Source organism: Bacillus sp. CPT56D-587-MTF, assembly GCF_058792335.1.
On record NZ_JBYTEF010000001.1, the window covers coordinates 4085833 to 4106994 of the forward strand.

The following is a 21162-nucleotide window of genomic DNA, read 5'->3' on the forward strand; positions in this document are numbered from 1 at the left end:
GCAAAAATGAACAATATTACATGGTCCTTTATGAGTAAAACACCAGTTACAGACGAAGAAATCCAAAAGGTAGAACAATATTTTAATATTAAATTACCTAACGATTTTGTTGCGTGCGTGAAGAAATATGACGGGGGATACCCTAACCCAAAAGTATTTGATGTACCAGGACAAGATGAAAATGTATTCAGTGACCTCTTAACTCTTCATATAGAAGATAAATATTCGATTGTCCAAAACTATGAAGGTATAAAAGATAGATTAGTTGATAAAGTATACCCTTTTGCTAGAGACCCGTTTGGTAACCTTCTATGCTTTGATTACCGAAATAATCCCGAAGCTCCAACCGTTGTATTTTGGGACCACGAGGAAGAAGAGATGGAAGAAGCAATTTACCCTGTTTGTTCCTCTTTTACAGAATTGCTTAATAGCTTACGTGCTTTTGAAGACGAAGAAGATGAATAAATTACTAAAAAGAAAAGGCACTCTTAATGAGTGCCCTTCTTCGACTTGAAACCACTTTAATTTTAATAACATCATCTGACTTGAAAAATGTATCAGGAAAATCTGATCCATTGCTATTTTATCATATTTAGTTGTGGTGTTTATTGAGAAATATAAAATCAACCACCACCATCGCCATGTTCCATTAATGTATGAACATGACTGTGATCTTTCTCGGTAGGACTGTATATACCAATTACTAGCGTAAACGCTGCCATAATTCCTAGTACCCTAATCGTTATTTTCTTCATTTTAACGCCCCCTTATCAAAAGATTTTTGTCTTGATTGTGAGCTTGCATAAAAATATTGACTTGCTTTAGTATGTTGCTTTTCTTCATAAAACTTGATTGCTAGCTTTTCCTCATATTCCTGAAGGTACTCATATAATTCTTCTCTTTCAAAATAAGAAATCCCTTTAAGAACAACCTCTTCTAATTCTTCGGCAGAAGCATTGTCATTCAACGCTTTTAAAATTGCGAAATGATGTTGGTATCCCTCAATTTGTAAATCATTACAAATTGCATACCCTTTTTCAATAAGCTCAGTAGCGCTTTCGTATTCTTTTAATTTGTAATGTTCTTTTGCTTTGACATATATAGCCTTATAATGATTTGGCGATTTTTCAACAACTTCCGAAAGATAACGAAGAGCTAACGTAGATAGATTTTGATTAGAATACATCCACCCTAAGTTATGTCGAGCCATAATAATAAATTTCTCTTCCCCGATTTTTTGGAAGCGATCCATTGCAGCTGCAAAGTGCTCTTCAGCTAGCGACCATTCTTTTAGATTTATACAAGATAACCCTAGCATATTATCGCAAAATGCCACGTTCGCTTCATAACCTTCATGTTTTAAAAACATATCTTTTGCTTTCGTTACTTCTTTGATAGCTTGAAGAGCTTGTTGGTTGTCATAGTAGGAATACCCTAATTTATAGTAGAATTCAGCTTTTTCTAGTTCGTCAGGGATATATTGAAGTAAAGATTCTGCTTTATAATAATGATCTTTTGCCAAAATATGATTTCCGATTGCATCAGCATGAATTGCTTTAAAGAAATGATAATAATATGTTAGGAAGTTATCAGTAGGCATATCAAATGATTCAATTGTATCAAAACTATCTTTAGATACACCTAAATTATCTATCAAATAATTGTACCTAAAATCTAATAGGGAATAGTAAAGTAGTAATTTTTGATCTTGTAATGATTCTTTTTCTTCATTTTTTAACTGTTGAATCATGCTATCAATCTGTTCTTTCATACGGTGTGCATTATCAATGTTTCTTGATCTGATTTCTGCATACCACTCATTTAATAGTTGTGTAATCTTCTCGCTCCTAGTAGAAGTAAACATAAAATCCCTCCTCCTTTATATATCTTCATTTAATGATAACAGAAAATTACAAAAAAAGGATTAACATATTTCCGTTTCTATTTTCTGAACAATTAACAGAATATTACATACATTCGGGTGGATAGGTATTATTTACAGAAATATGTTTAAACGGGTATAATCTAACTAATTTAAGGGGGGGACAATCATTGAAGGTTATTCAGTCTATATTTAGGGGCTTCCGTTTAATAAGTAGAGTTATAAATCCGATATTAAAGGCATTATCTAAAAGTAAATTTAAAATTTCATAAAAATAAAAATCCCCTTCTGCATATAATTGCAAAAGGGGATTTTTCAGGTTAATTTACGGATACTTACCATAAATATAAAATAAGAAATGGTGTATTTTTAGATTACCAGTTACCGATACAACAGTCAATATATGAGTACTAGCATTAAAAAATTAACTGATATTTATTTTTTGATAAAACTATTCTTTTGTAAAAAAACATTTAACATGTACATTTATCAGTTAATAATAAGTTCTATCCTTCACTAATACTGGGTATACTATTTATACATCTAGAGAATCACCACATGAGGCACCTTCAACTAGGGAAGGTGCCTTTTTATATTTTAAACATATATGAGATAATTTCTACATACATTAAATTACTCTTTTAGTGTTATACAAAATTTCTTCTCCACAGGAAAGTACTCCAGACCATCACCCTGGAGTACTTTTTTATTTTACAAATTATATACTACGCTGTTTTCATATTACATCATGTTGCTACATACACTGCAATTAACACGTTCCTTTTTTATATAGTAAGCATCCTATGTAATCAGAGCACTCCACAAGAGTACTCTGATTTTTATTGTTCATATTTATTCCTGTCGTTACATATGATACTATTGACAAACCAAATGAGAGATATATCTTTATAATGTTAAAAAAGGAGCGTTCCTCGACATTGGTCACCTCATCCATTTATCGTTTACATGTATCCTGCTTTCATTTTAAAATTCTTTTACAGTCCCTGGAATACTGCTATGAAAAACCGAAAATTACAAATTGGGCCTACTCTTTCTAAACATAGCATCCAGCATGGCTTAGGTACTCATCATCTGGCAACACTAGATAAATTAGAAAAAAATTATATACACTTTACAACCTCAACTACTGATCTTCGGTTAAACCCGGAATATCAAGTTTTATTTCCAGATTTATGTTTTCCTAACTTACAGTAATGTCCTAAAAAAAACATTCATATATATTTATCAGACGCACTTTGAAATCCCAGAGTATCGAATACTTTTATGAGTCGACTGACCAACAATATTCGATTTATCTTTAAAAATTTATTAAAAATAACTTAGATACAAAAAAGCTACATTTTATATAGGATAAAAAATTTTTTTACGCAAAGGAGCTTGATTATTTGTGAATTTCCAAAATGATAACAACTCTAACATTCACAAACCTTGCACTTGTCCATCCCCCACGGCTAACAGTTTAAATGTTGTTCAAACTACCCCATCAATAGTTTCTGTAAATTCCGCGATTCCACTAGATACCGTGGTAAATTCTAATGGTACGGCAATCTCGTTTACACCACCAACAACTGTTTTACTTGAAGGTGGAAGAACCTATTTAGCAATCTATGAAGTGCAAGTTATCATTCAACCAGGAGGTAATTCGGCAGGTATCACTATGTATCTGAATAATAATCCAATCATTGGATCTGGTACTTCTCTGGGATATACTGCAGGATTCACTTCTGTATCAGCACCCGCTATTTTCACTACACCTTCAGGTATAACAAGTACTCTTACTGTTAATGTAGGACCATATTCTAATACATTAAATACGTTGGGCTTGACTCTTGCTGTTGTAGCATTAACATAGTTAAATCTAATACTTTCTAAAATAAATTTCTTTGTCCTTTAACTGCGGTTTGGAGTTAACCTCTTAGAACTCACTATAACTATATATAGAAAAAGATTATTATCTAGATCAATAGTATTGGGTGACTCGGCTGACACAATTGCTGAGTCACCCATTTTTTATAATAAATTAACGCTTTGGTTAAAATTTATTTGTTTTTATTGACAAAATATAAGAACACTTCTTCCATCTCCTTAATGTTCTCTTCAATGTTGCCTTCAGCATTATTTATATAAGCTAAAGCTTCTGTTTGTGGTTCTGTTCCATCTCCATTGGCTACAAGATTGTCATAAGGAACTTCGTATTCATCTATCATCGTTATTATTTCAGGATGTAAATCTTTCGCCTTGCTATTATACTTATCAAACTGTCTTAATTTTTGTTTCAGTTCGTAAGGTATGGTCTTCATTTTTTCACCTACTTTTCTACAAAATTCAAATTTGGTCTTAATATCCGCTAACAAGACGATTAAAGTTTTCCTGATTTTTTTCTTTATACATTCTCACAACGTCATCCCATGTAAAACCTGCAAATTCAATAATTTTATAGAATAAATCCATCATCATTATTAATGGTCTTTTTGCGCCAATAGAGTCTTTGTATTCGGCTTTTCCAATAAGATGATTTGCATTCTTATCCATATGGAAGAACGCTTTATTAAAACCGTTTATTTTAGTTTCTGTAATATAAATTGTTCGAAGTAGATTTTTGATTTTAAAGTCCATAGCAACCGACAACCAAAAATGCAAAATATCAACCATTTCTTCTAAAAATGTATCTTTAGGTTGTTCAAATTTTGCGGACCACATTTTAAAAGAATTTGTTGCATTCCAGGCTTCATTCACTTCATTTTTCAGTGCATAAACCTTGTTATACAGCATGTCATAGCGATCATAATTTTCTTTATGATTCGCTATGATATCCTTATCTAAAACCCTTTGCATTTGGAATAGTTCCGTTAAATCTATAAATCGATTTTTCATGTGATTTCTCTCCTACTCTTGAAATTTATTTATCTGAACGTTTTCTTTTGTTAAACTTATCTACCAATCTAAAAGCGATCATAACTATCAATATACAGAATATTGAAACCACAAATCCCATGATTTAACCAGCCATATCTTCAGCAAAGAATAGAATTTCTAAATTCTCTATCACAACCTCATATATTTGATGCGAGTTCATAATTTGTACAGTCGCTCTATCGGCTATTACGTGTAAAACACGAGATACATACACATCATCAGTTACAACATCACCAGAACGATACTCATTCGGCTTACGTCCCTTTTGAGAAAATACACGTCTTAAACTTTCTTTGTTGATCTCTTCTACTGTTGCATATCTACATTTATTTGCATGATTGTAGTCCCAATCACCATGTATCGCTCCTTCACATCCCCATGTTCCCCATAACTCTACTTTGTTGTTAAATGTATCTTTAATCACTCGTTTCACTTGTGTAATAAGTTTGTTATCCTTCAATTCGCATACAACCCATTGACCAGCAGTTACTTTCTTTTCATCAATTTGTAAATTCATTTCCTATCTCTCCTTAATTAAAGATTTATGAATTCAAACTAATTTGCTATATAAGTTAACTTCCTGTGCTTCATTCGTTCTTCTCTCGATGGAATAACTATCTTGGACCAATAAGATCTTTCTTTTCCCTTTCTTCCACGCTCAGATGCTGACAAAATTGGTGTTGAAATTGCCTCTTCTAAATCCCATTTATATCTCTTCACACGATCATATAAAGTTTTATAACTTATTCCATTCTCCTCAGCACGTTTCACCTGTTCTTCAGTAAAAGTAGGCGCCTTTTGAGGATTCTTCTCTTTCGCTCTTGCTATTATTTCATCCTGAGTAAGTGGTGGGATTGTTATAGCATCAACTAAACTCCATCCTCTTTTTCTCCTAGCGGAAAATGTTTGCCTACTGATTCCATTCTTTAAACTAATATTTTTAATTTTCGTCCATTCTGATGGCTCTTTTTGAGTAGGTATTGTGATTGCTTTTTCTTTATCCCAACATCCTCTTCGCACTCTATAATCTAATGATTTTCGTCTTATTCCATTCTTTTCTGCGATGGCATATTCTTCTGGAGTTATATAATAATCATATGGATTCCACATAAATATCTTCTCCTATTCAATTGTTAGTTCAGTTCCTGAATTTCTTTTAACGATCTATTAGAAACTTCAATACTACGAATCTTAAAACTATAGTTTTTACGATATTTTCCACGGATTTTTAATGCCGCTTCTTCCTTCGTTTCAGCTTCACAAAATTCTAATTTGAATCCTGATTCTGTAACAATATCCACCATGTATGTATCTATAAGTGGCTCATAAATAAAATCATGATCTATTGTGATTTGTTCAGTCATTTAACTCACCTTCTATCGGTGAAAGTGTAATAATCATTTGTTGCTCTAACACGTTTCCTATCACAGCATTCATCCATAGATTAGGATTCATTTTTCTCATTAAAAATTCGATGACTACGATTAACTCTTCGGTAGATAAGTAAACAAATTCACCTAATGGTTCTTGATTGAACTTGCCACCTCGTTTTTCAATCGTTAGAGCTACTTCTTTGTCAATCACGTACCTTTTTGCATTTACTAAATCAAAATAACGTACTTTTTCGCGACCGAATCCTTTTATTAATTCCTTTAGAACATCATGAATGACACGAAAATCTAACACTTTTACTTTCTGTTCAAGCTGCTCTCTACACTGCTTACATAAAGTCCTCTCCAAACCAGAAATATATATTTTACTCATATCAGACTCAGGAAAAGGATTTTCGCATCCGTAACACTCTTCTCCAATTACATCTTCAAATGGATTTAGCATGTGAATCGCTCCTATGATTTATATTTGTTTAGCACTTCTTGCAATTTCTCACGCTCTTCATCAATAGATTGCGAGTTTTGCTTTTCGATTTCTTTTTTAGTTGGCTCAACATCTTCACGTAACCATTCTGGAACAATTTCTTTTCTATTTGAACGACCTGGTCCCGAACCATTCAATCGCTTGTTCTTACTCATTTCAAAGCGTCTATCTAATGCAGCAACATCATCTAATGTTTTTACTTTTTGCTTTTCCCAGCTTTTCAAAATAGCCTTAATATAATTCCATTTTGGTTTATTTTCATCAATGGCTTTGTGAGCAGCATGTTTAATTAACTCGCTACCAAACGAATCACAAAACTCTCCTAATTCCGTAATAGCAATTTCACTTAACGGAATTCCTTCACCTTTTAAAAAGTTATAACTGACATTAAATTCTTCATCGACTAATACATGTGATTTCGATTCTTTATTATCATCATGATAATAATTAGTATTTTGTATATTAGTATTTAATTTATTAGTACTTAGTATATTAGTATTTAGTAGTGTCGGATTTTCCACATGTAGGTTTCCCACAAGTGGTTTTTCCACATGTGGAATTTCCATAAGTGGCTCTTCCTCATGTGGCTTCCCCGTATCTGGTGTTTCATAAATTTCAGTTTCCCAATTTGTTATCTTCTTGCTCTTTTCATCACGAACAGGATAACGCTTTATATATCCTAGCGCTTTTAACTCTTTAAACCCTGAACGTAACGAGTCTTCCCCGTCCTTAGCGTGTTGAGATAACTCACTTATATGAAAAGTCCAATTATCAGGTAATGTAAGTGCATAAGCTAAAATCCCTTTTGCCTTCCAAGACAACCTTTCATCCTTTAAACCGGTATTATTTATGACAGAATAATTGCTGTCTTTTTTCACTCGGATAATTCCCATAAAAGCCACCTCATAAATTCTCAAGAACTATATTTAATGCTATACTTATAAAGTAATATTTTTTCTAATAGGACCCGTTGCAGCGGGTTCTTTTTTATGAATTACGTCGAATACTATCGACAACTTCTTTTCTTCCTCCCACTTCTTCCAAACGATCTGCTACTTCTAAAACCTTTTTTCTTTCTTTAGAAGAATCATTTTTTATTTTTTTGAAGTACATAGCTGATAACTCCTTTGAAATTTCTAAATCTCTGCTATTTTGCTTTTGATATAAATCATGAAGTTCAACATAAGCAATTTTGTCGCCGTTTCTATTGGCTTGCTCCATTTGTTTATATAAAAGTTGTCTGTTCTGTATACATTCCTTACGCTCTTTTTCTAATTCTGATGCCATCATCAAATGTTCTGGAAGAACTCTGTTTTCGGTTCCCATTGTTTAAACGCTCCCTTTCTAAACGATCACTTTCATCAAACTTTCGTTCAATGAAAGTACCGCCTTTATAAACTCCATACGCAAGTATCGCAATCCCTAATCCAAAGATACAGACATTCGTTGTACTTTCTACCGTTATAATGTCCATTAGGCTAAGATAAACACCTTTTTAGATTCCACTTCTTGCGATAATGCTTTATTTAGGTACTCTTTAATGTTATTCATTGCTTCTAATTTCCAAGCCCCACCGTCTGCTTCAAACAAACCACAACGAGCACCTTCACGCATTCTAAACACAAACTTACTTTCTGGTTGTTCTACTTCAACAAACGTTCGATATGGGCTTAATTGCACTGGATTAGGTACTTTCGCATTCCCTCTACTAGCAACTCCTGTTTTCACCGTTACAGCTTGTGATACACCATCATCTCCAATTTCCTTTACATCATTTTCTACGACAGTACCTACTACCTGTAAAACAATGTCTCGATGATTGTTTTGTACAAAACCTGATTGCAATGCAATATTAAATTCTTCTCTGTCATAAAAGCTTCCAAAATTAAAACGTGGAATAGATGCTTGTGCTTGGATATAAGTACTTCTAGCCTTATCCCCATTAACAGCAGTAAAGCAACTCACCGTTGTTGGGTTTACAATATGAATCATTACAGGTTCAGTTGTGTCAAACTCTGATTTCACATAACCTACTAAACCAGATAAACTACGAACAATAATTTCCGCTGGTGTTGGTTCTTGCACAAGATGTAATCGTTGTGTTGAATATGTCTGTTCACCGATTTTGTGTGTTTCAATTGTTCCAATCTCTAATACCTTTTCAATTGCTTCTCTTGTCATAGTCATTTTTTATTTCCCCTTTACTTAATTAGATTTAGTTTTCAAATAATCGATTACTACTGTTTGCTTATCAGCAGCCTGATTTTGTTCTACTTCTTCTACAGGTTGTCCAACATCTGTTTTCACATCACCCTGTAGATCCATATAAAACTGTCCTTGGATTCCAGAAGCTAGCTCTTGACCAACTAGGTTTCCGTTTTGATCCATATCTAATAGAATCTTAGACTCTACCGCTTCTGTTGGTGCTAGTTTCGAAGTGGCTTGAACCTGACAATTCCATACATCGCGTTTTTTATCACCAGCAAACGAAAGTGTTAAAACAATCTTTCTTGCTTTTTTCGGATCAGTATTTAAATCCGCCATATTTTCCATTACACGCTCAAACTCTTGATGAAATCTTTCAGCAAGTGCTCCATCAGCAAATGTATTTAAATCAATCATGACTTCCATTACTTTGCTCACCTAAACCTTTCTTATTAAAATTCAACATCCACTTGAATATCGATGTTCATAGGTAGTTCTTGAGCTACAATAATTGAATTAGGACTCGTTCCTTTTTTAATCAACTTTTGAACTCCTTCTTTTGCGGCATCCTTTGTTTTGTATCCAAAAACATTTGGTGTACTGGATAAACTCGTAACAATTACTAAAATTTGTTGTTGCATGATTGCTCCTCCTACTGAACTTCCGCCATATTTATTTGTGCATTTGTAGCTGTAATTTCTTCTTCTAAAATAATTGGAAGTGAATATTCTTCATTAATGATTTGAATCGCTCTATCTAAATGATGACGTTTAATAGCTTTATAACTACTAATTCCAAACTCTCTATGTAATTGACTATAAATATCGCTATACACTTTTTTTCTAAGGCTAACATCCCTATAAGCATTAGATTCCTTACCACCTAATAGAAGAACACCTAACTTTCTTACAACCTTTGATACTTCATCACATTCGATAGCATATAAAGGAGCGTTTTCTCTTAAATCCTTCACATCTGATTTAATATCTTGAATTTCTTGTTTTTGACCTTCTAAAACATTAAATGTGAGTTTCAGAATACTCATCGGATCTTTAGGAAGTTGTTGCTGATTTTGTATGTGTTGTTTCATTCGTTTAAACTCTTCAATAAACTTAATTTTCATTTGAACAGCTTCTTTTGTGTTGTAACTCATTGCAACCAGCGTGAAAGCTTCTTCTGTTAACTTGTACTTAAGGTATTTTCGCCCACGCTCATTTTCATAATTTGACTCGTGAAAATTTACGAGTGAAAATTCAGGGCCCGCATATTCAATTTGTTTTCTAATATCTTTCAATACATTGTCATGTGTCTTTTCAAACATTTCAGCAATCATTAAACTATCTGTTACTACTTTTCCGTTGTTTTCAAATACTAATGCATGTTCGTTTGCTGCTGTTAATTTAGCCATGCTACGTTCCTCCTAATTAATATACTTTTGGAATTACTTTAGTTGTATTTGTATAACGATGTAATAAATGTAATTCGTTACTTACTTTTTTAAAGATTAACCAATGTTCAGGATTTAAATTGTATGATTCGATATGCATTTTTTCCTTTTTTGTCGGATTTTTACCGTTTTTCATGATTAGTCACCTTCCTTATCTAGTTTTTCTTTACGTTCTTCTTCTAAAATACGAGGGATAGATGTTTTCATGAAAAATTCCACCATTCTTAACTTTGTTTCTTCACTTGGTGGATTATCCAATACAGTTCGTTCCATTAATAGCACCATCCGTCTCCGAAACTTCATGTTTCATGAAGTTTGTCGGTAAAAAAATTTCTTCAATACCTTTGCCTAACTTTTGAGCGATCAAGAACATTTCATTGGCTTTAAATTGAGTAACTCCATGCTCTTTATTAACATATGTTCTTTTATCAGTTCCTATTAAATTAGCCATATCTTGTTGTGTTAACCTATTATACATACGCAATGATACTAGTTTGTCTTGCAAAATAATCCACCTCACTTTCGACAACTTCATATTACATGAAGTTATGACATAATTCAACAATTATTTTCATATTTTATGAAATTTATTATTTATTTTCTTGTTATATGAAATTTCTAGTTTAAAACTTCATGAAATATGATATAATGAAATAAGAAAAGAGGTGTAACTTCATGAAACAAGATGTTTCTAAATATGTTGGTCAACAAATTAAAAACTTTAGGAAACTAAAGAAAATGACACAAAAAGAATTAGGTTTACAAATAGGAAAAAAACATAATACAATTTCATCTTATGAAAATGGCACAAATGAACCCGAACAAGATGTGCTATTCGCAATTGCACAAGCATTAGATATATCAATTAATGATCTGTTTCCGTCTACAAATGAGGTGTATAAGACTAATAATCAAATTATTTCTTTAGTAAATGAATCTGATTACACTTATTTCCCAACTTCAATTTCAGCTGGTTTACCTATACAAGTTGACGGAATGACAGAAATGGATTTGGAAACTATACGTATTCCTGATTCATTAATGGGGAAATGGGCAGGTAGAGAAGATATTTTTATGACTCGTGTTAATGGTGATTCAATGAATAAAGTCATACCTCATTCTTCTTTAATTGCCGTAAAAGAAGTGACATTAGAAGAACTTTATGATAATGACATGGTTGTTTTTAGTAACGGTTGTGATTATTGTGTAAAGCGTTTCTTTAATGACAAGGATAATAAACGTTTAATATTCCGACCAGATTCTTATGATAATTGTTTCTTTGATTACACAGTATCTTACGAAGATGCCACGAATATAAAAATACACGGTAAAGTAGTAATGTACTTCGTTTCATTAGACTAATACAAAAAGTAATTAAATCCTTAGCGCTAGGAATTTAATGGACAGCCCGTACAGCTGTCCTATTTTTTAAAAGGAGAGATAATAGTGACTGTTGGGATTTATATAAGAGTAAGTACAGAGGAACAAGCACGAGATGGTTTTTCTATCTCAGCTCAACGCGAGAAATTAAAAGCATATTGTGTAGCACAAGACTGGGATAATTTTAAGTTTTATGTGGATGAAGGTGTATCAGCAAAGGATACCAATCGACCACAATTAAGTATTTTATTAAATCATATTCAGCAAGGCTTAATCACTACTGTTCTTGTTTATCGTTTAGATCGTTTAACTCGTTCTGTTATGGATTTGTACAAGTTACTTGATACATTTGATAAATATAACTGTGCTTTTAAATCTGCAACAGAGGTGTATGATACTTCTACAGCAATGGGACGAATGTTCATTACAATTGTTGCTGCACTTGCTCAATGGGAACGAGAAAATTTAGGTGAACGTGTACGAATGGGGCAATTAGAAAAAGCTAGACAAGGAGAATATTCAGCAAAAGCTCCTTTTGGATTCAATAAAAATAAACATAACAAACTTGTAATAAATGAGATTGAGAGTAAAGTGGTTTTAGATATGGTAAGAAAAATCGAAGAAGGTTACTCTATCAGACAGCTCGCCATCTATCTAGACAGCTATGTTAAGCCTATAAGGGGCTACAAATGGCATATACGTACCATATTAGATATTCTTTCTAATAACGCCATGTACGGGGCTATAAAGTGGTCTAACGAAATAATTGAAGGTGCACATGAAGGAATCCTTACTAAGGAGCGGTTTATACAATTACAAAAAATATTATCTAGCAGACAAAACATTAAAAAGAGACAAACACATTCAATTTTTATATATCAAATGAAATTAATATGCCCTAATTGTGGGAATCGTTTAAGTAGTGAACGATCCAGATATTACAGAAAAAAAGATGAGCAACATGTGGAGTGTAATCAATATCGATGCCAGTCGTGCGCACTGAATAAACATACAACTAAACCTTTTGCTACTAGTGAAAGAAAGGTAGAATCTGCATTAATGAATTACATTTCAAATTTACAATTTGAACAAGTACCTAAAATAAATAATGAAAATAACGAATTAGAAATACTAAAAAAACAAGTTAAAAAAGTGGAAAAACAAAGAGAAAAATACCAAAAGGCTTGGTCAAACGACTTAATGACAGACGATGAATTTACAGAACGGATGAATGAAACAAAAATAATATTGAATTCTGCTAAAAAAAAGTTACAAACTTTAGAGGTGAATAACCATCAAGAGATAGATGTAGATGTGATAAAAGAAAAAGTGAATAATATCAAAAAGAATTGGTTTCATCTATCTCCTGATGAAAAGAAACAATTTATGAGTATGTTTATAGAGAATATCAAAATTGATAAAAAAGACGGAGTTACAGAAGTATTAGATATAGAATTTTATTAGTGTTTATGTTACATTTACACAAACAAAATGCTCTTGTTGTAAAAAACGCATTTCTTCCATCATGTATTTCGCACAATCTTCTGGACTTCGAATACTATATCTATTTTGATATTCTAAACGTACCATTCTTCTGCCTAGTTCAAAGGCTGCCATAAGTTGCGATGCCTTTGAAATCCCAATACCATGTATACTAATTAGCTCTTCTAATGTTGCATCTTTCAACATACGTAAGCCATCAAATTGATGTAAAATTTTATCTGACAACTTTAAAACTGTTTCTTCTTTAGAACCTGTTCTGAGTAACACTGCGAGAAGCTCTCGATTTGATAAACTTCCAGCACCTTCTAACAATAAACGCTCCCGTGGCTGTTCTTCTCTTACAACATCACGAATACCGTTCATCTCTCCACCCCTTTATTTGTTCTCTCAAAGAAAACCCCATGCAATTTTACGCATGGGTTACATCAATATCAAATTGTTTTAATTCCCGAACGAGACGTGCAATTGGTAAGCCAACTACACTATAGTAGTCCCCTTGAATATTTTGAACGAAAATAGATCCTTTACCTTGAATCCCATAACTACCGGCTTTATCAAAAGGTTCTTTCGACGCGACGTATGTATCAATTTCCTCTTCTGTTAACTCCCAAAATGTAACTTCTGTACGCTCATAAAAAGTAACCGTTTTTTCTTTTGCTATAATTGCAACACCTGTATACACTTCATGTGTTTTCCCTGATAGTAATTGCAACATCTCTTTCGCCTCATCCTCATTAGAAGGCTTACCAAGAATACGCGACTCATATGTAACAATTGTATCTGCACCTAACACAATGTGATCACTATTATTTTCTGCCACCGCTGATGCTTTTTGCAAGGCAAGCGACATTACAATATCAGAAGGCGATGAATATGCACCAATTGTTTCCTCTACTTCACTTACAACGATTTCAAATGGCACACTAGCTAACTCAAGCAATTCCTTCCTCCGAGGTGACCCTGAAGCTAAAATTATTTTTCTCATATTTTCTCCTTCCTTTCTCACATGAAGCAGAACAATTTATATTAATCGTATCAAAGGAATAGTTTGCCCACAAATGAAAGAAATATTAATTTCTCTAACTAAAATAACACTTCTTTATTGCATACGATTATATTCCTGTCATAGAGAAAGCACTTTGCTCTAAATTCAAAAGAAAAGAAAGAAGTACATGTACTTCTTTCTTACTCATTTTATTATCCTATCATTTCACTTTCTACGAAACAATTTTTTCATACGAGAGTAAACCATCAATAATAACTTGATTTAATTTCGCCAAAGATTCCTTATCCATCTTCCCATCTTTTACTGTTTGTACAGCTACCGACGTATACATATACAGTTTCTTTGCTTCTTCTTGTTTCATACTTTTCCCTTCTTTTTCAACCTTTTTCCATTCTTTTTCAATTACTTCTATATCTTTTGCGCTGCTTTTTCCACCAACTTGTACGCTAGAAGCATATTTTGCTAAATGAGTGTATAATGGCTGCACTTTTGTTAAAAATGTTCCTACTTCTTTATCATCTTTCAGCAATGCTTTATCTGTTATATCCCAGTTCTTTTTTAAAACGGAGACACCATCATTTTTATACTTAGTCATTAATTGATTTATAGACTGTTCATCGCTAGCAATACCAACAACTATTGCATACTTATCACCGCTCGGTCTCAAAGCACCAATGCCCCCATTGCCTTTCCATTCTTCAAGAGCTGCCTGTCCCTTTTCTTCAGAAGAATAAAGCCCCCCTTGAACAAAAAATAATTTCATTGGATCCAATGAAGTTCCTGCTTGTGCTTTTTGTTTTTCTTCTTTCGGTGCTGGTGTTTGTTCTGCCGTTCCACCCACCTTTGATTCTCCATTTCCAGTCGGCCTTGAAGCTGTCACTTCACTTCCTCCTGTCGTTCCTTGTCCAGTAAGTAAATGAAGCATCCCCATTCCAAACGCCGTACCGATAATGATTGCAGTTGCAACGATTACAATTAATGTATTACTCCACTTCTTTCGGTATTTTTCCACAGACATTGATTTCGCTTTTTGAAACGGAACAACATTTTTCGGTCGTTCACTTTCTACTACCATCCATTCAAATTCATCTTTCTTTTTTTCCTCATACTTCGCTTCTGTTCCATTCACTTTCACTGAGATCGTTCGTGATTGCTTGTCCATACACTCACACCTCACCTCTTATCGTTGTCCGCATCATATCATATTCATTTCATAAAAAAACGAGATATTTGTCAGAGGAATTCGCCAAATAACCCTATATATTTATCTTATATGTATGCATTTGACTTCATTTGTAGAACAAAAAAACTAGATAGCAAAGACTATCTAGTTTTTCTCGCAAATATATTTTCGTACTTCAGAAATGAAATAAAGAGAACCTGTTATGATAAAAACATCATTTTCTGCTATCATTTCAACTTTTGTATCAATTGCCTCTTTCCAATTTTCAAAAACTAATTTTGATTCTTTCTGTGAATATGATGCAAGCTTATCAGCAGAAATAGCACGATCAAAGGCGAATGTTGTAAAAATAATTTCATCTGCAATGGTTTCTAATTGGCCTACCATGTTATGTAATTGTTTATCACCAAGGGCAGTAAATAACACTATTACATTTTTATCTTTGTAATGCGCTTCTACTGTTTTCACAAGGCTTTCGATACCTTCTGGATTATGAGCACCATCTATAATAATATCTGGATTACTTTGCAGTTTTTCAAAGCGCCCCACCCAATACGCTTCCTGTAATCCAGTTCTTATTTCTTCTTCCTCAATTAAAAATGATAAGTATGTTTTTACATACATGACTGCCATAAGCGCAAGTGCTGCGTTTCCTACTTGGTGGCTGCCTTTCATTGTGATTCGCACATCTTCAAAAGAGGCGAAAGGACAAGTGAAATCGAACTGTTCTCCATCTTCACTAGACTGTTTATGTAATGCTGTAAAATGGTTGCCCATCTCGTATAAGTTTGCATGATTTTCCTTTGCAACATTTTGAATGACTTGCAAAGCTTCTTCATCTTGTACACCAGTAATTACCGGCACGCCAGACTTAATAATCCCCGCCTTTTCATATGCAATTTCTCCTAGTGTATTTCCTAAAATATGCATATGATCGTGACCGATATTCGTAATAATCGTGAGAACAGGGTGTATAACATTGGTAGAATCAAAACGTCCACCAAGCCCTGTTTCAAATAAAACAACATCACAGAAATTGAATTTGCCGAAATAGCAAATCGCCATAACAGTAATAATTTCAAACTCTGTCGCTTCCCCTAAATCCGTTTCATCTAGTTTTTCCACGACTAGTTTTACCAGCTTTACAAGTTCAGTAATCTCTTCGTCTGCAATTGGTGTTCCATTCACACTAATGCGTTCATTAAATGATTCGATGTAAGGAGAGGTAAACGTTCCTACCTTATATTTCGCGCCTTCTAACATGTAACGCATATATGTTAACGTTGAACCTTTTCCATTTGTACCAGCAAGATGAACACATTTTATATGACGCTCTGGATTTCCGAGCTCTTCTAGCATCCAATTCATTCTTTCTAATCCTGGTTTAATACCAAATTTCAATCGGCTATGAATCCACCCTATCGCTTCTTCGTATGTATGTATCACGTATGCTTTTCCCCTTTCAAAAGACAACTTTCATAGTTCTATTATACGCAAAGAAAAGAGACTCACCAATATAGTGAGTCTCTAAAAATATTTTTACTTTTCAAGATCTGCTAGACGTTGACGAACTGCTTCGCGTTTTTCTAGGTAATCTTGCTCTTTCGCACGCTCTCCTTCAATAACCGCTGCAGGAGCTTTCGCTACGAAACCTTGGTTAGAAAGTTTCTTCTGTACACGTTCTACTTCTTTATCGAACTTCTCAAGTTCTTTCTCAAGACGAGCTCTCTCTTCATCAAGATTGATAAGATCAGCTAACGGTAAGAATAACTCTGCACCTGATACGATTGCAGTCATTGCTTTTTCTGGCGCTTGTAAGTCCGTTTGAATTGTTAATTCGCTTGGGTTACAGAAACGCTCAATGTAAGAGCTGTTTTTCGTAAGTTGAGCAAGTACAGCCTCATCTTTTGCTTTAATTTGCATTTGAACTTTTTTGCTCATTGGCGTATTTACTTCTGCACGGATGTTACGAACAGAGCGAATGATATCAACTAGAAGGTGCATTTCTGCCGCAGCCTCCGTATCTTGTAAATCTTCGCGAACTGTTGGCCACGCAGCTACTGTAATAGACTCGCCTTCATGCGGTAAATGTTGCCAAATTTTCTCTGTTACGAATGGCATGAATGGGTGTAATAGACGCATTGTTTGATCTAATACGTAAGCTAAAATAGAACGAGTTGTTTTCTTAGCTGCTTCATCTTCACCGTATAGTGGAAGTTTCGCCATTTCAATATACCAATCACAGAAATCGTCCCAAATGAAGTTGTATAATGAACGACCAGCTTCACCGAACTCATATTTATCCATGTTACGTGTTACGCTTTCGATTGTTTCGTTTAAGCGAGTTAAGATCCACTTATCCGCAACTGATTTTTCACCAGTTAAATCGATTTCTTCATACTTCATATCATCCATGTTCATTAATACGAAACGTGATGCGTTCCAAATTTTATTAATGAAGTTCCAAGTAGATTCTACTTTTTCCATGCTGAAACGTAAATCTTGACCTGGTGCACTTCCTGTTGATAAGAAGAAACGCATTGCATCTGCACCGTACTTCTCGATAACATCCATTGGATCAATACCGTTACCAAGAGATTTACTCATTTTACGACCTTGCTCGTCACGAACTAAACCGTGAATTAATACATCTTTAAATGGACGCTCGCCTGTAAACTCTAAACCTTGGAAAATCATACGAGATACCCAGAAGAAGATGATATCATAACCCGTTACTAGTGCATCTGTTGAATAGTAACGTTTGAAGTCTGCTGAATCTTCATTTGGCCAACCAAGTGTGGAGAATGGCCATAATGCTGAACTGAACCATGTATCAAGTACATCGTTATCTTGATTCCAGTTTTCAATATCTGCTGGTGCTTCTGTACCTACGTATACTTCACCAGTTTCTTTATGGTACCAAGCTGGAATACGGTGTCCCCACCATAATTGACGAGAAATACACCAGTCATGAATATTTTCCATCCAACGTAAATATGTGTTTTCAAAACGCTCTGGTACGAACGTTACTTTTTCTTCTTCTTTTTGTTGAAGCGCTACTGCTTTTTCAGCAAGTGGAGCCATTTTTACGAACCACTGTGTTGATAAATAAGGCTCAACAACCGCACCGCTACGCTCACTATGACCTACTGAATGCATATGTGGCTCGATTTCTACTAATACGCCAGCTTCTTGTAAGTCTTTTACTAATTCTTTACGGCATTCGAAACGATCCATACCGTTATACTTACCAGCTTTTTCGTTCATCGATCCATCTTCGTTCATTACTAAGATGCGTGGTAAGTCATGACGGTTACCTACTTCAAAGTCATTCGGGTCATGAGCTGGCGTAATTTTTACAACGCCCGTTCCGAAATCTTTTTCTACGTACTCATCAGCAATAATCGGAATCTCACGGCCTACGATTGGAAGTGTAACTGTTTTTCCGATTAAATGTTTGTAACGATCGTCTTCCGGATGAACTGCTACTGCTGTATCACCAAGCATCGTTTCTGGACGAGTAGTAGCAAGACGAATGTGACCAGAACCATCTGTTAACGGATAGTTCATATGGTAGAATGCACCTTGAACTTCTTTATGAATTACTTCAATATCAGAAAGAGCTGTACGTGTTGCTGGATCCCAGTTGATGATATATTCACCACGGTAAATTAAGCCTTTTTCGTATAATTGAACGAATACTTTATTAACCGCATCTGATAAACCTTTGTCTAATGTGAAGCGTTCACGAGAATAGTCTAGTCCTAAACCAACTTTCCCCCATTGTTGACGAATGTGAGAAGCGTACTCTTCTTTCCACTCCCAAGCTTTTTCAAGGAATTTTTCACGGCCAAGATCGTAACGTGAAATACCTTCTTCACGAAGTTTTCCTTCTACTTTCGCTTGTGTTGCGATACCAGCATGGTCCATTCCTGGAAGCCATAGTACATCGTATCCTTGCATACGCTTCGTACGAGTTAAAATATCTTGAAGAGTTGTATCCCAAGCATGACCTAAGTGTAACTTACCAGTTACGTTTGGAGGTGGAATTACAATTGTATACGGTTGTTTCTTCTCGTCTCCTGTTGCTTCAAAATATTTGCCTTCAAGCCACCATTGATAAAGGCCTTCTTCAACGGACATATGATCATATTTAGTTGGTAAATTCTTTTCCGTGTTTGACATTATTTTCCCTCCTTAAAATAAAAAATGTCCCTCATCCAAAAAGGACGAGGGACATCGCGGTACCACCTTTATTTACAAACAAATTCATAATTTGCTTATACTCTTAATTTGATAACGGACAAATCCGTCTTTTCCTAATAAGAACTATTCCGTTCAGAAAAGATGCTCCAGGGCTACCTTCTAACATAACTATCTAGAGAATCTCCCAGCTAATGATTCTCCTCTCTGAAGACGTTTCATGTTATACTCTTCCCCTTCAAGGCATTTATATGATTGTTAATTATTATATACAATAGTGTAAAAAACGAAACCTTATTCGTCAAGATAAATTTAAAACTACAGCTTTTGGTGCCAAAAAGAAGATAAGTAGAATCCTCTACTTCTCTTCTTTACCCCGCTATTTGTGGGCAGTAAGACCTCCACCTCAAAACTCAGCTGAAGCAAAGAAGTTAGATGGGAGCCCTGGTGCCCGTAAACGCCCAATTAGTGAAGGCTAATCATCAGCGGGGAATGTTTACTTTATCCGTTCCCTTGCTGGGCAGCTTGTAATTGTGACAGGAAATATTCTATATTGCTAACGAGCCAATGCGATTGTTGCAAACTCTTTACTCCGCGCAGTTCATTTTCCTCGTTACGATTATCTCTTCTTTTCTTATAAGACTGGATTTGCCGAATAAATTGCGATGGATACGTCATATACGCAAACATAAGTAGTTGCTCTTCTTTCGTAAAAGGGAAATTTTTTTGATACATTTGAAACCATTCAAACCGATCACTTCTTGCGATTGGATATGTGTTTAAAGACCGTGAATAAAAACCTACTATATCTTGCACAGGCGTTGCAAACTTCGATTTTTCTAAACTAATAAAATAGCCATTCCGTTCATAGTCAAATAAAAAATGATTCAGTGACACATTACCATGCACAAAAGTAATACGCGTTTTCTCCTTTTCTTTCATCGCATCGTTCCACTCATTTAATTGCTTCGTTGCAAATTCACGCGCTCTCATTACATGATGATAGTACGTACAATATTGCAATTCAAACGGGGACATATACCATTTTGATTCAGATTCTACGAGAAACTCTTCTAACATCTCACCATCATTTTCCCAACGATCGGATATACTTGTATAATGTTTTTCTAAATCTTCTTCCGTATACGTTTCTTCCTTCACAGTTTTTTGATGCAACGTTCCAAGTGTCTGAAACATTTTATGGTATTGATCATTGTCCTCACCGTTTCCTTCTGCACGTTCTAACCAAGGCATTAAATAATAATTATACGTCCCGTCACTTAAAATATAACTTCCATCCGTCGCATGATATATAGGTACATAATTTGAAAAACCTTTCTCCTTCAAATATTGAATATGATGCAGAAAGTTATTCCGCTCTAACTTTCTGCCTTCTATTTTCTTGAGTGCATATGGACCTTGATTCGTATAAATTTTCATTACATTTCCGTGCTCTTCCATATGCTGCGTATCTAATCTATATTGCCTCACGATAGGTTCATAGTGATTTCGCAACTCAATATCCATACGAATAACCCTTT

General features: G+C 34.3%; 26 protein-coding genes, 2 pseudogenes and 1 other annotated feature. Of the genes and pseudogenes, 5 read left to right on the forward strand and 23 right to left on the reverse strand.

Annotated features, from left to right (window positions below):
* The first annotated feature begins 6 nt into the window (after window positions 1–6).
* Complete coding sequence (locus AC3WVZ_RS21030) at window positions 7–465, forward strand: SMI1/KNR4 family protein (protein ID WP_001060041.1); 459 nt, start codon at window positions 7–9, stop codon at window positions 463–465.
* Between the two features lie 158 nt (window positions 466–623).
* Here AC3WVZ_RS21030 and AC3WVZ_RS21035 read toward each other — a convergent pair whose 3' ends face one another.
* The gene (locus AC3WVZ_RS21035; RefSeq protein ID WP_000724416.1) at window positions 624–755 is read right to left on the reverse strand and encodes a hypothetical protein; all 132 of its coding nucleotides are present in this window, start codon (window positions 753–755) and stop codon (window positions 624–626) included.
* Complete coding sequence (locus AC3WVZ_RS21040; protein WP_233935343.1) at window positions 752–1864, reverse strand: response regulator aspartate phosphatase; 1113 nt, start codon at window positions 1862–1864, stop codon at window positions 752–754. Before AC3WVZ_RS21040 ends, AC3WVZ_RS21035 begins: the two co-directional genes overlap by 4 nt.
* A 951-nt stretch (window positions 1865–2815) precedes the next feature.
* On the opposite strand from AC3WVZ_RS21040, the pseudogene AC3WVZ_RS21045 reads away from it, so the two are divergent.
* Both AC3WVZ_RS21045 and AC3WVZ_RS21050 read left to right on the forward strand, forming a co-directional pair.
* A pseudogene (locus AC3WVZ_RS21045) lies at window positions 2816–3097 on the forward strand (glycosyltransferase family 2 protein); the annotation flags it as partial.
* Between the two features lie 193 nt (window positions 3098–3290).
* Window positions 3291–3755 carry a hypothetical protein gene (locus tag AC3WVZ_RS21050; RefSeq protein ID WP_001010967.1) on the forward strand — a complete coding sequence of 155 codons (465 nt, stop codon included), beginning with the start codon at window positions 3291–3293 and terminating at the stop codon, window positions 3753–3755.
* A 187-nt stretch (window positions 3756–3942) separates the two neighbouring features.
* Here AC3WVZ_RS21050 and AC3WVZ_RS21055 read toward each other — a convergent pair whose 3' ends face one another.
* The 15 genes from AC3WVZ_RS21055 to AC3WVZ_RS21125 form a co-directional block, all read right to left on the reverse strand.
* Entirely contained in the window at window positions 3943–4203 is a 261-nt protein-coding gene (locus AC3WVZ_RS21055; RefSeq protein ID WP_233935344.1) for a hypothetical protein, read from the reverse strand.
* 37 nt (window positions 4204–4240) lie between these two features.
* Window positions 4241–4777: a dUTP diphosphatase gene (locus tag AC3WVZ_RS21060; RefSeq protein WP_233935346.1), complete on the reverse strand. Its 537-nt coding sequence runs from the start codon at window positions 4775–4777 to the stop codon at window positions 4241–4243.
* 124 nt (window positions 4778–4901) lie between these two features.
* The gene (locus tag AC3WVZ_RS21065) at window positions 4902–5336 is read right to left on the reverse strand and encodes a hypothetical protein (protein ID WP_233935347.1); all 435 of its coding nucleotides are present in this window, start codon (window positions 5334–5336) and stop codon (window positions 4902–4904) included.
* A gap of 38 nt (window positions 5337–5374) precedes the next feature.
* The gene (locus AC3WVZ_RS21070; protein WP_233935349.1) at window positions 5375–5929 is read right to left on the reverse strand and encodes a hypothetical protein; all 555 of its coding nucleotides are present in this window, start codon (window positions 5927–5929) and stop codon (window positions 5375–5377) included.
* A 23-nt stretch (window positions 5930–5952) separates the two neighbouring features.
* On the reverse strand, window positions 5953–6183 hold the full coding sequence (locus AC3WVZ_RS21075; protein ID WP_162279778.1) for a hypothetical protein: 231 nt from the start codon (window positions 6181–6183) through the stop codon (window positions 5953–5955).
* Window positions 6176–6655 carry a hypothetical protein gene (locus AC3WVZ_RS21080; protein WP_233935350.1) on the reverse strand — a complete coding sequence of 160 codons (480 nt, stop codon included), beginning with the start codon at window positions 6653–6655 and terminating at the stop codon, window positions 6176–6178. The genes AC3WVZ_RS21075 and AC3WVZ_RS21080 overlap by 8 nt, the downstream gene beginning before the upstream one ends.
* Window positions 6656–6666: 11 nt before the next feature.
* On the reverse strand, window positions 6667–7587 hold the full coding sequence (locus AC3WVZ_RS21085) for a DnaD domain protein (RefSeq protein WP_233935352.1): 921 nt from the start codon (window positions 7585–7587) through the stop codon (window positions 6667–6669).
* A gap of 94 nt (window positions 7588–7681) precedes the next feature.
* On the reverse strand, window positions 7682–8020 hold the full coding sequence (locus AC3WVZ_RS21090) for a hypothetical protein (protein WP_000536404.1): 339 nt from the start codon (window positions 8018–8020) through the stop codon (window positions 7682–7684).
* Between the two features lie 147 nt (window positions 8021–8167).
* Window positions 8168–8881 carry a hypothetical protein gene (locus tag AC3WVZ_RS21095; protein ID WP_233935353.1) on the reverse strand — a complete coding sequence of 238 codons (714 nt, stop codon included), beginning with the start codon at window positions 8879–8881 and terminating at the stop codon, window positions 8168–8170.
* An 18-nt stretch (window positions 8882–8899) separates the two neighbouring features.
* Window positions 8900–9325: a replication terminator protein gene (locus AC3WVZ_RS21100; RefSeq protein ID WP_233935355.1), complete on the reverse strand. Its 426-nt coding sequence runs from the start codon at window positions 9323–9325 to the stop codon at window positions 8900–8902.
* A 26-nt stretch (window positions 9326–9351) separates the two neighbouring features.
* Complete coding sequence (locus AC3WVZ_RS21105; protein WP_001187283.1) at window positions 9352–9540, reverse strand: hypothetical protein; 189 nt, start codon at window positions 9538–9540, stop codon at window positions 9352–9354.
* An 11-nt stretch (window positions 9541–9551) separates the two neighbouring features.
* The gene (locus AC3WVZ_RS21110) at window positions 9552–10307 is read right to left on the reverse strand and encodes a Rha family transcriptional regulator (RefSeq protein ID WP_233935356.1); all 756 of its coding nucleotides are present in this window, start codon (window positions 10305–10307) and stop codon (window positions 9552–9554) included.
* A 16-nt stretch (window positions 10308–10323) separates the two neighbouring features.
* On the reverse strand, window positions 10324–10482 hold the full coding sequence (locus tag AC3WVZ_RS21115; protein WP_000788391.1) for a DUF6906 family protein: 159 nt from the start codon (window positions 10480–10482) through the stop codon (window positions 10324–10326).
* Between the two features lie 2 nt (window positions 10483–10484).
* The gene (locus AC3WVZ_RS21120) at window positions 10485–10619 is read right to left on the reverse strand and encodes a hypothetical protein (RefSeq protein ID WP_256703125.1); all 135 of its coding nucleotides are present in this window, start codon (window positions 10617–10619) and stop codon (window positions 10485–10487) included.
* A complete protein-coding gene (locus AC3WVZ_RS21125; RefSeq protein WP_098424648.1) occupies window positions 10597–10851 on the reverse strand; it encodes a helix-turn-helix transcriptional regulator in 255 nt (84 codons plus the stop codon). The genes AC3WVZ_RS21120 and AC3WVZ_RS21125 overlap by 23 nt, the downstream gene beginning before the upstream one ends.
* Before the next feature lie 170 nt (window positions 10852–11021).
* Here AC3WVZ_RS21125 and AC3WVZ_RS21130 point away from each other — a divergent pair, with 170 nt between their 5' ends.
* Both AC3WVZ_RS21130 and AC3WVZ_RS21135 read left to right on the forward strand, forming a co-directional pair.
* Entirely contained in the window at window positions 11022–11708 is a 687-nt protein-coding gene (locus AC3WVZ_RS21130; RefSeq protein WP_000806799.1) for a helix-turn-helix domain-containing protein, read from the forward strand.
* A gap of 84 nt (window positions 11709–11792) precedes the next feature.
* Entirely contained in the window at window positions 11793–13190 is a 1398-nt protein-coding gene (locus AC3WVZ_RS21135) for a recombinase family protein (protein WP_233935357.1), read from the forward strand.
* Between the two features lie 15 nt (window positions 13191–13205).
* Here the strand turns inward: AC3WVZ_RS21135 and AC3WVZ_RS21140 are convergent.
* From AC3WVZ_RS21140 to ysxE, 6 genes and pseudogenes are all read right to left on the reverse strand, one after another.
* A pseudogene (locus AC3WVZ_RS21140) lies at window positions 13206–13592 on the reverse strand (UPF0758 domain-containing protein); the annotation flags it as partial.
* A gap of 46 nt (window positions 13593–13638) precedes the next feature.
* Window positions 13639–14214: a Maf family protein gene (locus AC3WVZ_RS21145; protein ID WP_001226290.1), complete on the reverse strand. Its 576-nt coding sequence runs from the start codon at window positions 14212–14214 to the stop codon at window positions 13639–13641.
* Between the two features lie 232 nt (window positions 14215–14446).
* Complete coding sequence (locus AC3WVZ_RS21150) at window positions 14447–15397, reverse strand: stage II sporulation protein B (RefSeq protein WP_000361009.1); 951 nt, start codon at window positions 15395–15397, stop codon at window positions 14447–14449.
* Between the two features lie 165 nt (window positions 15398–15562).
* The gene (locus tag AC3WVZ_RS21155) at window positions 15563–16864 is read right to left on the reverse strand and encodes a bifunctional folylpolyglutamate synthase/dihydrofolate synthase (protein WP_065211814.1); all 1302 of its coding nucleotides are present in this window, start codon (window positions 16862–16864) and stop codon (window positions 15563–15565) included.
* A 93-nt stretch (window positions 16865–16957) separates the two neighbouring features.
* Entirely contained in the window at window positions 16958–19603 is a 2646-nt protein-coding gene (locus tag AC3WVZ_RS21160; protein ID WP_000072244.1) for a valine--tRNA ligase, read from the reverse strand.
* Window positions 19604–19640: 37 nt separating this feature from the next.
* Window positions 19641–19872, reverse strand: a binding site (T-box leader).
* A 250-nt stretch (window positions 19873–20122) separates the two neighbouring features.
* Window positions 20123–21148 (reverse strand): spore coat protein YsxE, encoded by a 1026-nt coding sequence (gene ysxE / locus AC3WVZ_RS21165; protein ID WP_000350658.1) that lies wholly within the window; start codon window positions 21146–21148, stop codon window positions 20123–20125.
* Window positions 21149–21162 lie beyond the last annotated feature (14 nt).

Bases quoted from the DNA above. Each gene is read 5' to 3' on its own strand.
- AC3WVZ_RS21030 (WP_001060041.1), top strand. From the start codon at position 7: ATGAACAATATTACATGGTCCTTTATGAGTAAAACACCAGTTACAGAC.
- AC3WVZ_RS21035 (WP_000724416.1), bottom strand. From the start codon at position 755: ATGAAGAAAATAACGATTAGGGTACTAGGAATTATGGCAGCGTTTACG.
- AC3WVZ_RS21040 (WP_233935343.1), bottom strand. From the start codon at position 1,864: ATGTTTACTTCTACTAGGAGCGAGAAGATTACACAACTATTAAATGAG.
- AC3WVZ_RS21055 (WP_233935344.1), bottom strand. From the start codon at position 4,203: ATGAAGACCATACCTTACGAACTGAAACAAAAATTAAGACAGTTTGAT.
- AC3WVZ_RS21060 (WP_233935346.1), bottom strand. From the start codon at position 4,777: ATGAAAAATCGATTTATAGATTTAACGGAACTATTCCAAATGCAAAGG.
- AC3WVZ_RS21065 (WP_233935347.1), bottom strand. From the start codon at position 5,336: ATGAATTTACAAATTGATGAAAAGAAAGTAACTGCTGGTCAATGGGTT.
- AC3WVZ_RS21070 (WP_233935349.1), bottom strand. From the start codon at position 5,929: ATGTGGAATCCATATGATTATTATATAACTCCAGAAGAATATGCCATC.
- AC3WVZ_RS21075 (WP_162279778.1), bottom strand. From the start codon at position 6,183: ATGACTGAACAAATCACAATAGATCATGATTTTATTTATGAGCCACTT.
- AC3WVZ_RS21080 (WP_233935350.1), bottom strand. From the start codon at position 6,655: ATGCTAAATCCATTTGAAGATGTAATTGGAGAAGAGTGTTACGGATGC.
- AC3WVZ_RS21085 (WP_233935352.1), bottom strand. From the start codon at position 7,587: ATGGGAATTATCCGAGTGAAAAAAGACAGCAATTATTCTGTCATAAAT.
- AC3WVZ_RS21090 (WP_000536404.1), bottom strand. From the start codon at position 8,020: ATGGGAACCGAAAACAGAGTTCTTCCAGAACATTTGATGATGGCATCA.
- AC3WVZ_RS21095 (WP_233935353.1), bottom strand. From the start codon at position 8,881: ATGACTATGACAAGAGAAGCAATTGAAAAGGTATTAGAGATTGGAACA.
- AC3WVZ_RS21100 (WP_233935355.1), bottom strand. From the start codon at position 9,325: ATGGAAGTCATGATTGATTTAAATACATTTGCTGATGGAGCACTTGCT.
- AC3WVZ_RS21105 (WP_001187283.1), bottom strand. From the start codon at position 9,540: ATGCAACAACAAATTTTAGTAATTGTTACGAGTTTATCCAGTACACCA.
- AC3WVZ_RS21110 (WP_233935356.1), bottom strand. From the start codon at position 10,307: ATGGCTAAATTAACAGCAGCAAACGAACATGCATTAGTATTTGAAAAC.
- AC3WVZ_RS21115 (WP_000788391.1), bottom strand. From the start codon at position 10,482: ATGAAAAACGGTAAAAATCCGACAAAAAAGGAAAAAATGCATATCGAA.
- AC3WVZ_RS21120 (WP_256703125.1), bottom strand. From the start codon at position 10,619: ATGGAACGAACTGTATTGGATAATCCACCAAGTGAAGAAACAAAGTTA.
- AC3WVZ_RS21130 (WP_000806799.1), top strand. From the start codon at position 11,022: ATGAAACAAGATGTTTCTAAATATGTTGGTCAACAAATTAAAAACTTT.
- AC3WVZ_RS21145 (WP_001226290.1), bottom strand. From the start codon at position 14,214: ATGAGAAAAATAATTTTAGCTTCAGGGTCACCTCGGAGGAAGGAATTG.
- AC3WVZ_RS21150 (WP_000361009.1), bottom strand. From the start codon at position 15,397: ATGGACAAGCAATCACGAACGATCTCAGTGAAAGTGAATGGAACAGAA.
- AC3WVZ_RS21160 (WP_000072244.1), bottom strand. From the start codon at position 19,603: ATGTCAAACACGGAAAAGAATTTACCAACTAAATATGATCATATGTCC.
- ysxE (WP_000350658.1), bottom strand. From the start codon at position 21,148: ATGGATATTGAGTTGCGAAATCACTATGAACCTATCGTGAGGCAATAT.